The organism is Thaumasiovibrio clandestinus, assembly GCF_047250365.1.
In the GTDB taxonomy this organism is placed as follows: Bacteria; Pseudomonadota; Gammaproteobacteria; order Enterobacterales; family Vibrionaceae; genus Thaumasiovibrio.
In genome coordinates this window covers 197988-214228 of record NZ_JBLBVL010000002.1, presented here as the reverse complement: position 1 = coordinate 214228, position 16241 = coordinate 197988, and the positions used below count along the sequence as shown (strand labels likewise).

General features: G+C 47.6%; 11 protein-coding genes and 10 tRNA genes. All 21 read left to right on the top strand.

Annotated elements, in window-relative coordinates; translation table 11 throughout:
- Window positions 1–353: 353 nt before the first annotated feature.
- The 21 genes from alaS (at window position 354) to ACKLNH_RS03915 (ending at window position 16221) form a co-directional block, all read left to right on the top strand.
- Window positions 354–2966 (top strand): alanine--tRNA ligase, encoded by a 2613-nt coding sequence (gene alaS, locus ACKLNH_RS04015; RefSeq protein WP_413110952.1) that lies wholly within the window; start codon window positions 354–356, stop codon window positions 2964–2966.
- Window positions 2967–2990: 24 nt separating this feature from the next.
- Window positions 2991–4181, top strand: coding sequence for an aspartate kinase (locus tag ACKLNH_RS04010; RefSeq protein WP_413110951.1), 1191 nt, complete (start codon window positions 2991–2993; stop codon window positions 4179–4181).
- Window positions 4182–4243: 62 nt separating this feature from the next.
- A complete protein-coding gene (csrA, locus tag ACKLNH_RS04005; protein ID WP_413110950.1) occupies window positions 4244–4441 on the top strand; it encodes a carbon storage regulator CsrA in 198 nt (65 codons plus the stop codon).
- Between the two features lie 222 nt (window positions 4442–4663).
- Window positions 4664–4756, top strand: a tRNA-Ser gene (locus tag ACKLNH_RS04000).
- Window positions 4757–4786: 30 nt separating this feature from the next.
- A tRNA-Arg gene (locus tag ACKLNH_RS03995) sits at window positions 4787–4863 on the top strand.
- 51 nt (window positions 4864–4914) lie between these two features.
- Window positions 4915–4991, top strand: a tRNA-Arg gene (locus tag ACKLNH_RS03990).
- A gap of 24 nt (window positions 4992–5015) precedes the next feature.
- A tRNA-Ser gene (locus tag ACKLNH_RS03985) sits at window positions 5016–5108 on the top strand.
- 31 nt (window positions 5109–5139) lie between these two features.
- A tRNA-Arg gene (locus ACKLNH_RS03980) sits at window positions 5140–5216 on the top strand.
- Window positions 5217–5277: 61 nt separating this feature from the next.
- Window positions 5278–5354, top strand: a tRNA-Arg gene (locus ACKLNH_RS03975).
- A 76-nt stretch (window positions 5355–5430) separates the two neighbouring features.
- Window positions 5431–5507: transfer RNA gene (locus tag ACKLNH_RS03970), tRNA-Arg, on the top strand.
- Window positions 5508–5572: 65 nt separating this feature from the next.
- A tRNA-Arg gene (locus ACKLNH_RS03965) sits at window positions 5573–5649 on the top strand.
- A 60-nt stretch (window positions 5650–5709) separates the two neighbouring features.
- Window positions 5710–5786 (top strand) — tRNA-Arg (locus ACKLNH_RS03960).
- Between the two features lie 70 nt (window positions 5787–5856).
- Window positions 5857–5933: transfer RNA gene (locus ACKLNH_RS03955), tRNA-Arg, on the top strand.
- 359 nt (window positions 5934–6292) lie between these two features.
- The gene (locus ACKLNH_RS03950) at window positions 6293–6541 is read left to right on the top strand and encodes an oxaloacetate decarboxylase subunit gamma (RefSeq protein WP_413110949.1); all 249 of its coding nucleotides are present in this window, start codon (window positions 6293–6295) and stop codon (window positions 6539–6541) included.
- Window positions 6542–6577: 36 nt separating this feature from the next.
- Window positions 6578–8353: a sodium-extruding oxaloacetate decarboxylase subunit alpha gene (oadA, locus tag ACKLNH_RS03945; protein WP_413110948.1), complete on the top strand. Its 1776-nt coding sequence runs from the start codon at window positions 6578–6580 to the stop codon at window positions 8351–8353.
- Window positions 8354–8362: 9 nt separating this feature from the next.
- On the top strand, window positions 8363–9493 hold the full coding sequence (locus tag ACKLNH_RS03940) for a sodium ion-translocating decarboxylase subunit beta (protein WP_413110947.1): 1131 nt from the start codon (window positions 8363–8365) through the stop codon (window positions 9491–9493).
- A gap of 135 nt (window positions 9494–9628) precedes the next feature.
- Complete coding sequence (locus ACKLNH_RS03935) at window positions 9629–10573, top strand: NADP-dependent oxidoreductase (RefSeq protein ID WP_413110946.1); 945 nt, start codon at window positions 9629–9631, stop codon at window positions 10571–10573.
- A 5-nt stretch (window positions 10574–10578) separates the two neighbouring features.
- Complete coding sequence (locus tag ACKLNH_RS03930; RefSeq protein WP_413110945.1) at window positions 10579–11031, top strand: YqaA family protein; 453 nt, start codon at window positions 10579–10581, stop codon at window positions 11029–11031.
- A 10-nt stretch (window positions 11032–11041) separates the two neighbouring features.
- Window positions 11042–13882, top strand: a complete 2841-nt coding sequence (locus ACKLNH_RS03925; protein WP_413110944.1) for a M16 family metallopeptidase — start codon at window positions 11042–11044, stop codon at window positions 13880–13882.
- 102 nt (window positions 13883–13984) lie between these two features.
- Window positions 13985–15553: a glutamate--cysteine ligase gene (gshA, locus tag ACKLNH_RS03920; protein WP_413110943.1), complete on the top strand. Its 1569-nt coding sequence runs from the start codon at window positions 13985–13987 to the stop codon at window positions 15551–15553.
- A 62-nt stretch (window positions 15554–15615) separates the two neighbouring features.
- On the top strand, window positions 15616–16221 hold the full coding sequence (locus ACKLNH_RS03915; RefSeq protein ID WP_413110942.1) for a transglycosylase SLT domain-containing protein: 606 nt from the start codon (window positions 15616–15618) through the stop codon (window positions 16219–16221).
- Window positions 16222–16241: the final 20 nt, after the last annotated feature.

Genomic DNA, 16241 nt, shown 5'->3' with positions numbered 1-16241 from the left:
TAAACTACGCGCTAAAGCTGTTTTAATTTGGTGAAACGTAATGTCCTTTCCGTTGCTACTTTCCTGAAAATTCCTGTAAATAGACCTTAGCATTTCAAGTAATTGACCGATTATAAACGTGCACTTAGGTGCACAGAAGTCGAGTCAGAGTCAGACCTGTGTGCTAAATATTGAGACTGACCTACAGAAAATATCCCCTTAAAACGGCAATAATTGCATTAAACTGGCTTTTTTCCCTCCTATATTCGTGCAGGCTGTTTTACAATAGCGGCATTGTTTTGTCGTGGTAAAATTGAACAAATTTTACTGCGACTTTGTTGATCAACAAATTTGCCGTTTTTCAGGAATTGCCAATGTACATGAGCACAGACGAGATTCGCCGCGCGTTTCTTGAGTTCTTTGAAAGCAAAGGACACCAAATAGTAGAGAGTTCGTCTTTGGTTCCAGCCGATGACCCAACACTCCTATTTACCAATGCTGGTATGAACCAGTTTAAGGACACGTTTTTAGGATTAGAAAAACGTAGCTATTCACGAGCAACGACGGCACAACGCTGTGTGCGAGCCGGTGGTAAGCATAACGATCTTGAGAATGTTGGTTTTACCGCTCGTCACCACACCTTTTTCGAGATGTTAGGTAACTTCAGTTTTGGTGACTATTTCAAGCAAGATGCGATTAAGTATGCCTGGGAATTCCTTACAGAAACCTTAAAATTGCCACAAGAACGTCTGTTGGTCACAGTATACGAGACCGATGATGAAGCGTTTGACATCTGGAACAAAGAGATGGGCATTCCAGCCGATCGCATTGTCCGAATTGGTGATAAGAAAGGCGGCAAGCCGTTTGAATCAGATAACTTCTGGCAGATGGGTGACACTGGTCCATGTGGTCCTTGTACCGAGATCTTCTATGATCACGGTGAGCATATCTGGGGTGGGCGTCCTGGAACACCTGAAGAAGACGGCGACCGTTTCATCGAGATCTGGAACAACGTATTCATGCAGTTCAACCGCCAAGCGGATGGCACCATGGAACCATTACCTAAGCCGTCGGTTGATACTGGCATGGGTATTGAGCGCATTGCCGCGATCATGCAGGGCGTACATTCAAATTATGAAATCGATGTCTTCCAGACACTAATTAAAGAAACTGCGGCCGTTATTGGTTACGAAGATTTAAGTAATCAATCATTGCGCGTGGTAGCGGATCACATTCGTTCGTGTGCGTTCTTAATTGTTGATGGCGTTATGCCGTCTAATGAAGGGCGTGGCTACGTGTTACGCCGCATTATTCGTCGTGCAGTGCGTCACGGTAATAAGTTGGGCGCGAAAGGGGCATTCTTCTATCAGTTGGTTGGTCCATTGGCTGCTGTCATGGGAACCGCGGGTGCAGAGCTGAAGAAGCAGCAAGCCGTTGTCGAAAAAGTGCTTAAAATCGAAGAAGACAACTTTGGTCGTACACTAGAACGCGGTATGGCTATTTTAGCGGATGCACTTGATAACCTTGATGGCAAAGTGCTGGATGGCGAAACTGTCTTCAAGCTTTATGACACCTACGGCTTCCCTGCTGATTTAACCAATGATGTTGCCCGTGAGCGTGGTTTCTCTATTGATGAACCAGGTTTTGAAGCGGCAATGGAGGCACAGCGTCAACGTGCTCGTGAGGCAGGATCATTCGGTGTTGATTACAACAGCGCAATTAAAGTAGACGCAGACAGTGAGTTCTGTGGCTACGAAACAACACAAGGCAATGCCACGGTTGTCGCCCTATATCGCGATGGTGAGGTTGTCGAGTGCCTGTCAGAAGGCGAGAGCGGTCTTGTTATCCTTGATAACACGCCATTCTATGCAGAGTCTGGTGGTCAATGCGGTGACGCGGGTAGCATTGCAGGCTTTACTGTCGAAGATACACAAAAGTTTGGTAATGCGATTGGTCACCAAGGTCAAATGGCAACTGGAACATTGGTTATCGGTCAGGTTGTTGATGCGCAAGTTGACGCCGAGCGTCGTGCAGCGATTACTCTGAACCATTCAGCAACCCACTTACTGCACTCTGCGCTACGTAACCTACTGGGCGAGCATGTCGCACAGAAAGGATCGTTGGTTAAAGCTGATGGGCTACGTTTTGACTTCTCGCACCTTGAAGGTGTTAAAGCCAATGAGCTACGTGAAATTGAGCGCGTGGTTAACGAGCAGATTCGCCTAAACCACTCGATTGATACTGCTGTAATGGATATCGAGTCAGCGAAGGAAAAAGGTGCGATGGCACTCTTCGGTGAGAAATACGACGACGAAGTGCGTGTATTGAGCATGGGTCATTTCTCTACTGAACTTTGTGGTGGTATTCACGCGAAGCATACGGGTGATATCGGTCTATTTAAGATTGTCTCTGAAGGTGGTATCGCGGCGGGAATTCGTCGTATTGAAGCTGTAACTGGTCAGGGTGCGATTGAGGCATTGCATGCCCAAGAGCAGGCGTTAGTCGACGCTGCAAGCCTGCTTAAGTCAGATCAAGCTTCGGTGGTTGATAAAGTGAGTGCGCTTGTTGGTCATAGCAAGGCGCTTGAAAAAGAGATCCAACAATTAAAAGACAAGCTGGCTGCGCAAGAAGGTGCGGGGCTGGTTAATCAAGCCGTCGAAATTAACGGAACCAAAGCACTGATTGCGAAACTGGATGGTGCTGACAACAAAGCACTGCGTGGCATGGTTGATGAGTTAAAAAATCAGCTAGGCAGCGGTATTGTCGTATTGGGTAATGTGAATGGTGATAAAGTCGGCTTGATTGCTGGTGTTACAAAAGATCTGATTGGGAAAGTGAAAGCGGGCGAACTCGTCAACTTTGTCGCCCAACAGGTGGGGGGTAAAGGTGGCGGCCGTCCAGATATGGCTCAAGCTGGTGGTACAGATGCAGCAGCATTGCCTGCAGCACTGGACTCGGTTACTCCATGGTTAACAGAAAAGCTATAAGCTTTTTCAGGAGAAGATAAGTAAGTGGCACTGATCGTCCAAAAATTCGGTGGAACCTCTGTGGGTTCCATCGACAGAATAGAGGCCGTTGCTCGGCGAGTGATTAATGCTCATCAGCAGGGACACCAAGTTGTGGTGGTCGTTTCAGCAATGTCAGGCGAGACCAATCGTCTATTGGGATTAGCAAAACAGATTGACGCCACGCCAACAGCGCGTGAGTTAGATGTTTTGCTGTCTGCTGGTGAGCAAGTTTCCATGGCCTTATTGGCTATGGCGATTAACAGGCAGGGAGTAAAAGCTACTTCGCTGACTGCTGATCAGGTGGGTATTACCACCAGCGGTGGTTTTAATAATGCTGAGATAGCGCATGTCGCAACCTCACGGATTAACTCTTTGCTCGAGCAAGACCATATTGTGATCGTCGCAGGTTTTCAGGGCCGCGATGAAAACGGAAATATCACGACCTTAGGTCGAGGTGGCTCAGATGCGAGCGCAGTCGCGATCGCGAGTGCGTTGAACGCAGACGAATGCCAGATATTTACCGATGTGGACGGTGTATACACGACTGATCCACGGATTGTCCCTGAGGCTTCCCGATTGGACCAAATCGATGTCAAAACCATGACAACAATGGCGAGGTTGGGAGCAAAGGTACTACAGTTACAATCTGTGGAGTACGCACATCAAAACTGCGTGCCATTGCGGGTATTGTCCTCGTTTGAAGAGGGCAGTGAGACGCAAGGCACGTTGGTGACGATGGACACATTGGCCACTAGGCCAATTACTGGTATTGCCGTGTTAGCGGACCAACATTTAATTAGCGTTAAAACCGAACGTGAAAAAATGATTGGGCAAAGTACTGGTATTGTGTCGGAAATATGGAATAATGTGATAGATGAAACATATTCTTCACATTTTGTGGTGTCAGACGCAGATTTGGCACATTTGAAGCTAGCGCATTGCGAAGAGTTGGATCATATTGACAATGTAACGACGTTATCTGTCGTCGGTCATGCTGCAAAGGAGTGCAAGCAAGCTATGTTAGCTTTACTGGCACAATCGGAAATTGTTGTTCATCGTGTGCAACATTTACCTCAATGTCTATGCTTATTGGTAGCTGATGCTGACTATAAGCGTGCCGTGAAGCTACTTCATGCACAATTTGTGGTTCCAAGTCTTTCCGGACATGAGTCGAATCTACTGGCTGTGTCGTAATGGGAAGATTTGATCGCTGTTAATACTTATAAAGAAGTAGAGATTACTCAAGGAGTACACGAATGCTGATTTTGACTCGTCGCGTAGGTGAAACGTTGATGATTGGTGACGAAGTTACCGTAACTGTTCTAGGTGTGAAGGGCAACCAAGTACGTATTGGTGTGAATGCACCTAAAGAAGTCTCTGTTCATCGAGAAGAGATTTATATGCGCATTCAAGCTGAAAAAGGGGCTGGCGCGGATAACGCTGGAAACTTCTGATAAAAAGGTCGGCCTTCGGGCCGACTTTTTTATGTTTTGTTATCTCTAACGTTCGTTAGAATTCACTTAATCACTTTCTTGATTCTGTAGGAAAAATTAGCACATTGTTGCTTTAAAGCGCACTTTGGCGCTAAAGTGTGCAAGTAAACTTTTTTTCGTGATTTTTATTGATAAATTGTTTGACATATTTTTGCTTCGAAGTAATATGAGCCCCCGCAAGACGGTGAGGTGGCCGAGAGGCTGAAGGCGCTCCCCTGCTAAGGGAGTATACGGTTTATAGCCGTATCGAGGGTTCGAATCCCTCCCTCACCGCCATTTCTTGCGACGCTGTTTAGGCAGCACTGCGCGCTCGTAGCTCAGCTGGATAGAGTACCTGGCTACGAACCAGGCGGTCGGAGGTTCGAATCCTCCCGAGCGCGCCATTACAATTCGGTATGGTTCATTTGATGAACGGTATCACAACAAGTTTCTGCGCGTCCGTAGCTCAGCTGGATAGAGTACCTGGCTACGAACCAGGCGGTCGGAGGTTCGAATCCTCCCGGACGCGCCATTAATTTGTTAAACCAGTTTGCGTGGTGAGGTGGCCGAGAGGCTGAAGGCGCTCCCCTGCTAAGGGAGTATACGGTTTATAGCCGTATCGAGGGTTCGAATCCCTCCCTCACCGCCATTTTTTCTCGTTTTAGTAAAAACGACTTTGCGCGCTCGTAGCTCAGCTGGATAGAGTACCTGGCTACGAACCAGGCGGTCGGAGGTTCGAATCCTCCCGAGCGCGCCATTATTCGTAACGATGAATTGATATTTCAGCGTTGAAAATTGATTGTTACACATACCCCTGCGCGTCCGTAGCTCAGCTGGATAGAGTACCTGGCTACGAACCAGGCGGTCGGAGGTTCGAATCCTCCCGGACGCGCCATACATTAACCTGTGTTGCTTATTAACACTGGTTACACTCCCGAGTAACGGACACTCCTGAGTATAAAGAATACTGCGCGCTCGTAGCTCAGCTGGATAGAGTACCTGGCTACGAACCAGGCGGTCGGAGGTTCGAATCCTCCCGAGCGCGCCATTTATATTACACCCTTGCGGTGCACTCCCAAGTGACGGAACGCTTTTGAGTATACAGAATACTGCGCGCTCGTAGCTCAGCTGGATAGAGTACCTGGCTACGAACCAGGCGGTCGGAGGTTCGAATCCTCCCGAGCGCGCCATTATTTTTGTATTAACCATTTCCACATATCTGATAGTTGTCTATCATTTATGTTGCCTGCGCGTCCGTAGCTCAGCTGGATAGAGTACCTGGCTACGAACCAGGCGGTCGGAGGTTCGAATCCTCCCGGACGCGCCATACATTAATCGATGTTGGTAAACACCGATTTCATTCTGAGTGTAATGCCTCAGAGTATAAAGCATACTGCGCGCTCGTAGCTCAGCTGGATAGAGTACCTGGCTACGAACCAGGCGGTCGGAGGTTCGAATCCTCCCGAGCGCGCCATTTATTTTCTCTTCCTTGAGAATATTAAAGGATTACTGCCAAGGGACACGATGTCCTATGCTGTATTACCTGATACAGCCCAAACTCTTAAGGCCTGACTCCCGTAGTCAGGCCTTTTTTGATCTTACTTCTCTTGCTCAACACACCTCTAAATCAATTTATTGACCTAGCTACGGTTTTTCTCTGACTTTTTGAAAGATATGTAAATTTTGCAGTCTTTTTCGCATTTTTATCAACATCTACCCTCATAAGTGTCAGGATTGTTGATTTGTGTTAATATTTGCAGTGTTTTTTGAGGTTAAGGTGTTTTTCATTCACCTCAAGTGGTAGAAGCCGCGATACAGAAGAAAGGAAGCAGGATGTCAAACATTAGTGATCTCCTCTGGGAGGCAGCAACGTTGATGCTGACAGGCATGACGTTTGTTTTTGTTTTTTTAAGTGTTTTGGTTGTTCTTGTACAGTGTTTGGCACGTTGGTTGCCAAAAGATGCGCCTGAAGTAAACCAACCTATTAATCAAACTGTACCAAAGACAATTGGTGGCGAGTCGCCAGATGTGATTGCGGCTATTTCAGCAGCCATTAAAGTACATCGCGCGAAAAACGCTTAAGCCTGATCGGACTGAATTATTACAAGGAGTATGAGCATGTCCAAACCATTAGCTATTACCGACGTTGTCCTTCGTGACGCCCACCAATCGTTGTTTGCTACGCGTATGCGTGTAGAAGATATGTTACCTATTGCGGAGCAATTGGATAAAGTGGGGTACTGGTCATTAGAAACTTGGGGTGGTGCCACTTTTGATGCTTGCATTCGCTTTTTAGGCGAGGACCCATGGGAGCGTCTTCGTTTATTAAAAGCGGCAATGCCAAATACTCGTATGCAGATGTTGCTGCGAGGTCAAAATTTACTGGGTTACCGCCACTATGCTGATGATGTGGTAGATAAATTTGTCGAGCGAGCGCACAAGAACGGAATGGATGTATTTCGTATTTTTGATGCGATGAATGATGTTCGTAATTTTGAACGGGCAGTGAAGGCGACGGTAGCTGTTGGAGGCCATGCTCAAGGGACAATGTCTTATACCACGAGTCCTTATCACACCTCCGATACTTGGGTTGACCTTGCGAAACGTCTTGAAGATCTAGGTTGTCACTCGCTTTGCTTGAAAGATATGGCGGGTTTATTGAAGCCTTATGAAGCGGAAGATGTTATCTCTCGTATTAAAGCATCTTGTGACATTCCTCTAGCGCTTCACTGCCATGCGACAACGGGTCTATCAGCCGCGACAGCTGTTAAAGCGGTAGAGGCTGGATTGGATATTCTAGATACCTCTATCTCTTCGATGAGTCAAACCTACGGCCACACAGCGACAGAAACGGTTGTCGCTATGCTAGAGGGCACGGGGCGTGATACTAACCTTAAACTTGAACAACTTGCTCCTATCGCAACTTACTTCCGTGAGGTGCGTAAGAAATACGCTAAGTTTGAAGGCCAACTTAAAGGGGTGGATTCGCGTATTCTTATTGCTCAGGTTCCTGGTGGCATGTTGACGAATATGGAAGGTCAACTTAAGGAGCAAGGCGCTGTAGATCGCTTAGATGAAGTGCTTGCAGAGATCCCTCGCGTGCGTGAAGACTTGGGTTATATCCCATTAGTGACGCCGACCTCACAAATTGTTGGTACGCAGTCTGTCATTAACGTATTAACAGGTGAGCGCTATAAGTCAATCACAAAAGAGACTGCTGGTTTGCTTAAAGGTGAATATGGAAAACCACCAGCCGATGTAAACAAAGAACTGCAAGCCAAAGTACTTGATGGCGCGGAAGCGATCACTTGTCGTCCGGCCGATCTGCTTGAGCATGAAATGCATACTTTGACTGATGAGCTGATAGCAAAAGCCAAAGCGGACGGAATTGTGTTAGCTGATGAGCAGGTTGACGATGTTCTTACTTATGCACTATTCCCACAAGTCGGTCTTAAGTTCCTTAAAAACCGTAATAACCCAGATGCCTTTGAACCGGCTCCAGGTACGGAAGCTGTGGTTGAGGCTACTGCACCTGTTGCAGCGACCCCTGCGAAAGGTGCAATTGAAGCCTACAGCGTGAAAGTAAATGGTCAGGTCTATGATGTCGAAGTCGGTCCAGCTGGAGAGGTGAGTTCTGTCTCAGCGGCTGCGCCATCAACGGCGCCAGTTGCGGCGTCAGCTTCGGAAGCCGTTCCTGCGCCACTGGCGGGGAATATCTTTAAGATTCAAGTGCAGGCGGGTAGCCAAGTGTCAGAAGGTGATGTATTGGTCGTGCTTGAAGCGATGAAGATGGAAACTGAGATACGCGCAGCTCGAGGCGGTATCGTTGAGCAGATCCATGTTAAAGAAGGGGATCAGGTCACTGTAGGTGCGCCTATCCTTAGCTTGGCGTAAGAGGTTGTCATGGAAGGACTAATTACATTGTGGCAAAGCACCGGTCTTGCCCATTTTCAGCCAGCCCAGCTGATTATGATCTTGGTCGGGTGTGGTTTACTTTTTCTGGCAATTAGAAAAGGGTTTGAGCCACTGCTATTAGTACCAATAGGCTTTGGTGCCATTTTAGCAAACATCCCGAATGCTGGTTTTACCGAGCCTGGTGGGTTGCTTTATATGGTCTACGAGGCGGGAATTTCTACTGGTATTTTCCCACTGTTGATCTTTATGGGCGTTGGGGCAATGACAGATTTTGGCGCGCTTATCGCGAATCCAAAAACATTGTTCCTCGGTGCGGCTGCGCAGTTTGGTATTTTTGCGACCTTGTTTGGTGCAATATTCCTCAACTTGGTTCCAGGCATGGAGTTCTCGTTGGCTGATGCTTCATCGATAGCCATTATTGGTGGTGCCGATGGCCCAACCGCTATATTTTTGTCGAGTCAATTGTCACCAGATCTATTAGGGGCTATTGCGGTCGCAGCATATAGCTACATGGCATTGGTGCCGATTATTCAGCCACCGATTATGAAGGCATTTACTACCGAAGATGAGCGTAAAATCCAGATGGCGCAGTTACGTCATGTCGGTAAGGTAGAGAAAATTATCTTCCCGATAGCGGTATTGATGCTGGCAATCTTGTTCTTACCTGCAGCGACACCACTTGTTGGTATGTTCTGCTTGGGGAATTTGATGCGCGAATCTGGCGTGGTTGATCGTTTGTCTAGTACAGCACAAAACGAGCTGATCAACATCGTGACGATTTTCCTTGGTCTCGGCGTTGGTTCTAAGCTGCAAGCGGAGCAATTTCTTCACATTCAAACCTTAGGTATTCTTGTACTGGGCGCAGTCGCATTTAGTATCGGAACGGCTGCTGGTGTGATGATGGCAAAATTGATGTCGCGCTTCAGTGATGAGCCAATCAATCCGTTAATTGGTGCTGCCGGGGTGTCAGCGGTTCCTATGGCGGCACGTGTTGTTAACAAGGTCGGGTTGGAGTCAAATCCTCAAAACTTTTTGTTAATGCATGCGATGGGACCGAACGTTGCTGGGGTACTAGGGTCAGCTGTCGCTGCCGGTATCTTGTTGGCGTTGGTTGGATAGTCAGCAATTAGCTAACAAAGATGTGATATTGAGGGGTTGCCCGTTTATCCGGGCTGTGATCTCTTACTGAAAGGTCTATGATAGAGCGGGTAACGTCAGTTACCCGCTTTTTTTTGTTCTTAAAAGGGATTAATTATGGAAACACATCGCCAACTTCAGATCACCGCATTTGGCGCGCCAAGTGTCTTACAACTTAATACTCAGCCCGCTCCCTCACCGAGCAAAGGCGAAGTTGTTGTTAAGGTCGCCTTTGCGGGAGTGAACCCCGTTGATGCTAAAACACGCGCAGGTCTAGGTTGGGCGGCAGATAAATGCAAAGATCATCTTCCTTGGACACCGGGATTCGATGTCAGTGGTGTGATTGTTGCGGTAGGTGATGGGGTTTCTTCACTAAGAGAAGGGGATCGAGTTGCAGCGGTGACGCTTGAAGGTGGTTGTTATGCAGAATACCTAACGATCGACGCCGAGCTGTTAAGCTGTGTACCATCCAATGTTGGTTTAGACAGTGCAGCAGCGTTGCCATTAGCTGGTCAAACAGCCTATCAAGCTCTTGTTAAAGCCGGTGTAACTGAAGGGCAACGTGTGTTGATTTTGGCTGGCGCCGGTGGTGTTGGTCACTTAGCGATACAATTGGCAACGACAATGGGCGCGCAAGTTTATGCAACCTGTTCTTCGGCAAATATTGCATTTGTCCAAGCAATGGGCGCGAGTGCATTAGACTATACCCAAGGCCCACTTGAGCTCAGTGATGTTGATGTGTTAATTGATTTGGTCGGTGGTGACGCAGGTGTAGCGGCATTGGATTGCGTGAAAGTGGGTGGTCATGTTATTACCGTTCCATCGGTAACGGCAGCCAAGGTCTGTGAGGTGGCCGTATCAAAAGGCCTAACGGCTGCAGGGATGCTTGTTACCCCAGATAAACAGCAATGTGATTACTTACTAACAATGTTGGCGGATGAGCAGTTATCTGTGCATGTTAGTGAACGCTACTGGTTGGCAAAAGGTGAGCAGGCGCACCAGGCCATCGAAACGGGACGTACGCGCGGTAAATTGCTATTGACCGTGTCTGACGTGAATTAATACCAATGAGTGAAATGGTGAACTCACTGGCCACATTAATGGCCGGTGATAGTGGCTTATGGCTGCTATTTATAAGCGGCTTTTTGAGTGCCACATTACTGCCAGGTGGTTCTGAAGCAACATTAATCGCGGCGATTGGGCTGGGTGATAACAGCATGACGACCCTGATCGTTGTTGCTACCATTGGCAATACGCTCGGCGGTATGACCAACTACTGGCTTGGTCGTTTACTACCCGATAAAACTTCCGACGAAAAACATGGTCATAAAGCACTACAGTGGATAAAACAGCATGGTTATTTAGCCCTTCTATTTAGCTGGCTACCGGTCATTGGTGATCCACTGTGTTTGGCTGCCGGTTGGTTGAGAATGAATCATACATTGAGTTTTCTTGTCGTACTGGTTGGTAAGGCACTTCGGTATGCCGCGTTGGCGATAATGGTTTCAGGAATGATATAGGAGCAGGTGCGTGCGTATTGCGTTAGTTGTGTTATTAAGTGTGTTATTGAGTGCTTGCAGTCATTTCCCGAGCAAGGAGACAGTTGCAAATTCATTTCCAGCTGGTGTTGAACTGATTGAATCGCATCAGGTAGGTCCTGAAAGGGTGGGCATCGGCTATGACAAGTATCGCCTAGCAAATGGGCTTACGGTGATTCTGCATCATGACCATTCCGATCCGTTGGTGCACGTGGATATGACTTATCATGTTGGCTCAGCGCGGGAGGAGGAAGGCTACTCCGGCTTTGCACATTTTTTTGAGCATATGATGTTTCAAGGCTCTGAACATGTTGGCGATCAAGAGCATTTTCGTTTGATTACAGAAGCTGGCGGTACAATGAATGGCACCACCAATCGCGATCGCACCAACTATTTCCAGACGGTACCAGCAAACGAATTAGAGAAAGTCCTTTGGTTAGAAGCCGACCGTATGGGTTTTTTACTCGATGCGGTTTCCCAGCATAAGTTTGAGATTCAACGCGATACGGTTAAAAATGAGCGCTCACAGCGCTATGACAACCGTCCTTATGGGTTGATGTACGAACGTATGGGCGAGGCGTTGTATCCGCGCCAGCACCCTTATTCGTGGCAGACCATTGGTTATGTTGAAGATTTAGAGCGTGTTGATGTCGATGATCTAAAAGCCTTCTTCTTGCGCTGGTATGGCCCGAACAACGCCGTCTTGACTATCGGTGGAGACATTGATGCCAATGAGGCCTTGCGTTGGGTTAATAAATATTTTGGCTCGATTCCTCGTGGTCCTGAAGTAGAAAATGCGCCGAAGTGGCCAGTTTCACTGGAATCCGATCGTTATATTACCCTTGAAGACCGTATTCAACAGCCCATGCTATTGATGGCGTGGCCCACAGAGTACCGTGGCAGTGACAATGAACTGTCACTGGATATTCTTGCTCGTGTATTAGGCGGTGGACGTAATAGCTTGCTTTACCAAGAGCTAGTGAAACCGGGGATTGTTCTTGATGCTGGCGCGTTTCAAGATTGTGCCGAGTTAGCCTGTACATTCTACGTCTACGCGATGGGGAATAGTGGCGATAGCGGTGATTTAACCCAAATCAGACAGCAAGTACTCGAGGTCATGTCGCAACTAAGCGCTCGCGGCATCAGCGAAGATGATCTTGATGAAATTAAAGGAATGGTGGAAGCTGGGATGATCTTTGGCTTGCAAAGTGTGAGTGGTAAAGTCTCACAGTTAGCATCCAATGAAACTTTTTACGCGCAGCCAGACCGACTACAAACGGAATTTGAAGCCTTAAACAACGTATTAACCGATGATGTTGAGATGGCCTTTAAGCGCTTTATCCAGCACAAGCCGTCGGTATCGCTAAGTACCGTCCCGCTAGGGCGCGAGGATCTGGCCGCTGCTGATGTCAACTACGTTCCAGCTGAACGTATGTTGCCGGAACGCGAGCATCAACAGGTCGATTATCAACGTCCAGTTGATGATTTTGATCGTAGCATTATGCCCGTTCCATCAACCCCTGTTGAAGTACACTTGCCCGAGCTTTACCGTTTTAGTTTAGACAATGGAATCGATGTGTTGGGAACCGTTAACAGTGAAACACCAACGGTACAGATCCAGCTCTCCATCCCTGCCGGGCGCCGCGATGAATCCCCTGAACAAGCAGGGCTGGCTCGCCTAACGGCAGCGATGTTAAATGAAGCAACGCAGACGGCCAGTGCAGAAGTATTAGCTGCAGAGTTGGACAAGTTAGGCAGCCGAATTAATGTTCGTTCCAACACATACTCAACCACAGTATCGATAACGACCCTAACACGTCATTTAGATGAAACCCTTGCGATTGCTGCGCAGAAGCTGTGGCAGCCCGCTTTTGATGAAGCAGACTTCCAACGCTTGAAGCAGCAGACCCTTGAAGGGCTGCAGTATGAACGGCAACGTGCAGAATGGTTAGCCAATCAAGCTACCCGAGCCTTGTTGTATGCCGACACCCCATTTGCTGAGTCGGCTGACGGCACGCCAGCATCTGTGGCAGGTTTAACGCTGATAGATGTTAAAGACTTCTACACCAATTTCTATACTCACGAAGGCGCTAGCGTAGTAGTGGTTGGGGATATTGCTGCCAGTGTTATTGAGGCGAAACTGAGCAAACTCGGTCAGTGGCAAGGGAAACCGATGTCGCCTCGCGCGGACTTTGCGTTGCCTGTTTATGATAAAGCGGCAGTGTGGTTAGTCGATCGCCCTAACTCGCCACAAAGTAATATCCGTTTTGTGCGTCATGCCCAACCATTTGATGCAGATGGAGAGATGTTTACTACTCAGTTGGCAAACTTCAACTTAGCGGGCAACTTTAATAGTCGGATCAACCTCAACCTTCGTGAAGATAAAGGGTATACCTATGGGGCTGGTGGGTATCTAGTGAATGGGCGCGAAATTGGTTACGCCACCTTCTATGCGCAGGTAAGGGCTGATGCAACCGGGGCCGCGATCAGTGAAGTGATTAATGAGATGAATGAAGTCGTGCTCGCTGGTTTTACTGAGCAGGAGGTCGATTTTATGCGTATGGCTGTCGGACAAAAAGAAGCCTTAAGCTACGAAACCCCAAGCCAAAAAGCGGGGCTGTTAGCACAGATGCAAATCTACGCTCTCGATAAGGGTTACATTGAGCGCCAAAATCAGATTGTGGCAGAAGTGTCGAAAGAGACACTGAATCAAATGGCGAAAAAGTGGTTTGATCCCAGAGACTACCAGGTAATCGTTGTTGGAGATGAAAAAACGGTTCGTCCTCAACTAGAATTACTTGATATTCCAATTTACGACCTCCATGTAGAATGATTAAAGAGGAGATGCCAGTTTATACTGGCATTATTAATAATGGACATAGTAATCCAGTCTGAAGCTGGGTATGCTTGGTTCTTTTAACGCGCGAGATATATTTTGACTAACTTTTCGCAACGTTTGCAACGAGTTGCATCCAATCCAAAAGCGTTAACGCAATTTGGGCGTGGCATTGAGAGAGAAGCGCTGCGTATTACAGCAGACGAGCGCTTATCCGTTCAGCCGCATCCGAAAAAGCTAGGTGCGCCACTCACTCATCGCTGGATTACCACCGACTATGCAGAGTCTTTGCTTGAGTTTATTACTCCAGTCGCGACCGAGGCCAAGGTGACGCTATCTCAGTTGTCAGATATTCACCGCTTTGTTTACACAGAGCTTGGCAGTGAAACATTGTGGCCCATGTCGATGCCATGCTTTGTGGAAGGGCAAGAAGAGATAGCCTTGGCGCAGTATGGTCAGTCAAACATTGGGCAAATGAAGACGTTGTATCGAGAAGGGCTTAAACACCGTTATGGCAGTGTGATGCAGATTATCTCTGGTGTGCATTTCAACTTCTCATTTCCAACAGAATTCTGGGATCAGTTGTTTGGTGAACAAAATGAGCAGCAGCGTCAAGCAGCGGTCTCGGATGCTTATTTTGGCTTGATTCGAAACTATTACCGCTTTGGTTGGATTATTTCGTATCTGTTTGGTGCGTCGCCAGCACTGTGTGGCTCCTTTATCAAAGATATGCCAACCCAGTTGCCATTCGAAAAAACAGACAAAGGCACACATTATTTACCGTATGCAACATCACTGCGGTTAAGTGATCTGGGCTATACCAATAACGCACAAAGCTGTTTGCGAATTGGTTTCAATAGCATTGAACAGTATCTAGAAGGGTTACAAGCGGCGATACGCACGCCATCAGAAGCCTTTGCCGAATTAGGGGTGAAAGAGGGTGAACAATACCGACAGCTAAATAGTAATATCTTACAAATTGAGAATGAACTGTATGCGCCAATCCGTCCTAAGCGAGTGGCCGAATCAGGTGAGAAACCATCACAGGCACTGCAGCGCGGCGGGGTTGAGTATATCGAAGTTCGTTCGTTAGACGTCAACCCATTCAGTCCTGTTGGAATAGATGAGCAGCAAGTCCGTTTTCTTGACCTGTTTTTGACGTGGGCAGTATTGTCTCCATCAGCGCCAATGTCAGACACAGAACTGGATTGCTGGCGAGAAAATTGGCATCAGGTTGTGGTTGCAGGTCGTGATCCGGAGCAGGTAGTTAAAATTGGCTGTGGAGAAAGCAAACAGACGCTTCAAATGGCAGCGAAAAACTTGTTTGCTGAGTTGCATCAGGTGGCTGAGAAGATGGATGCATTGACTGGCAATACTTTGTATACCGCGACATGTGCAGAGCTCGAATCTTGGATTGAAGATCCGGACAAAACCATTTCAGCGCGCTTGTTGAAAGAGATTGTTGAGAAGCAGAGCATGGCATCAGTAGCGAAATCGCTCACAGAGCAGCATATGGCGACGTTGCAGGCGACGGGTTATCAATACTACTCATCCGCTGAATTTACGCGGGAAGCCGCGGACTCGTGGTTGCGCCAACAAAAAATCGAAGCTGCGGACGTCCTCACATTTGATGAATTCCTCAAGGATTACTTTGTTGATATTCACTGATGTTGAATATTCAATGAGTTATGATGGCAGCATTCGCTGCCATTTTTTATTTGAGGGAATGTATGTATCGTCGGGTGTGGTTGATATTACTTCTTGCGGGGCTAGTGGGTTGTTCAGCACCGGCACCACCGAAAAATCAAGAGAACCTCTGTGACATTTTCAGGGAGCAGCCTAAATGGTATCGTGATGCGAAAGCGATGGAAAAGCAGTGGGGCACCCCAATGCAGATCGCCATGGCCTTTGTTAAACAAGAGAGCAGTTTTCGCCATGATGCACGCCCGCCCAAAAAGAAAGTGCTGTGGGTGATCCCTTGGGGGCACGTTAGCAGTGCGTACGGCTACGCACAAGCGCAAGACCCGGCATGGCAAGATTACCAATCGGCAACCCGGAATGGTGGAAAACGCACCAATTTTGCGGATGCAATGATGTTTATCGGTTGGTATACCGATGGAACACAGCGCCAATTAGGGATATCTAAGTGGGATGCATATCATCAATACCTCGCCTATCATGAAGGACGAGGTGGATATCGACGTGGCACTTATAATGCCAAGCCCAATTTAATCCGCGTTGCGCGTCGGGTAGAAAAACAGGCCAATGATTATGGTTGGCAGTTAAAACAGTGCCGAGATGAACTTGAAAAAAATAGCAGCTGGTGGCCGTTTTAGGTTGCCAATATAAGGAGATA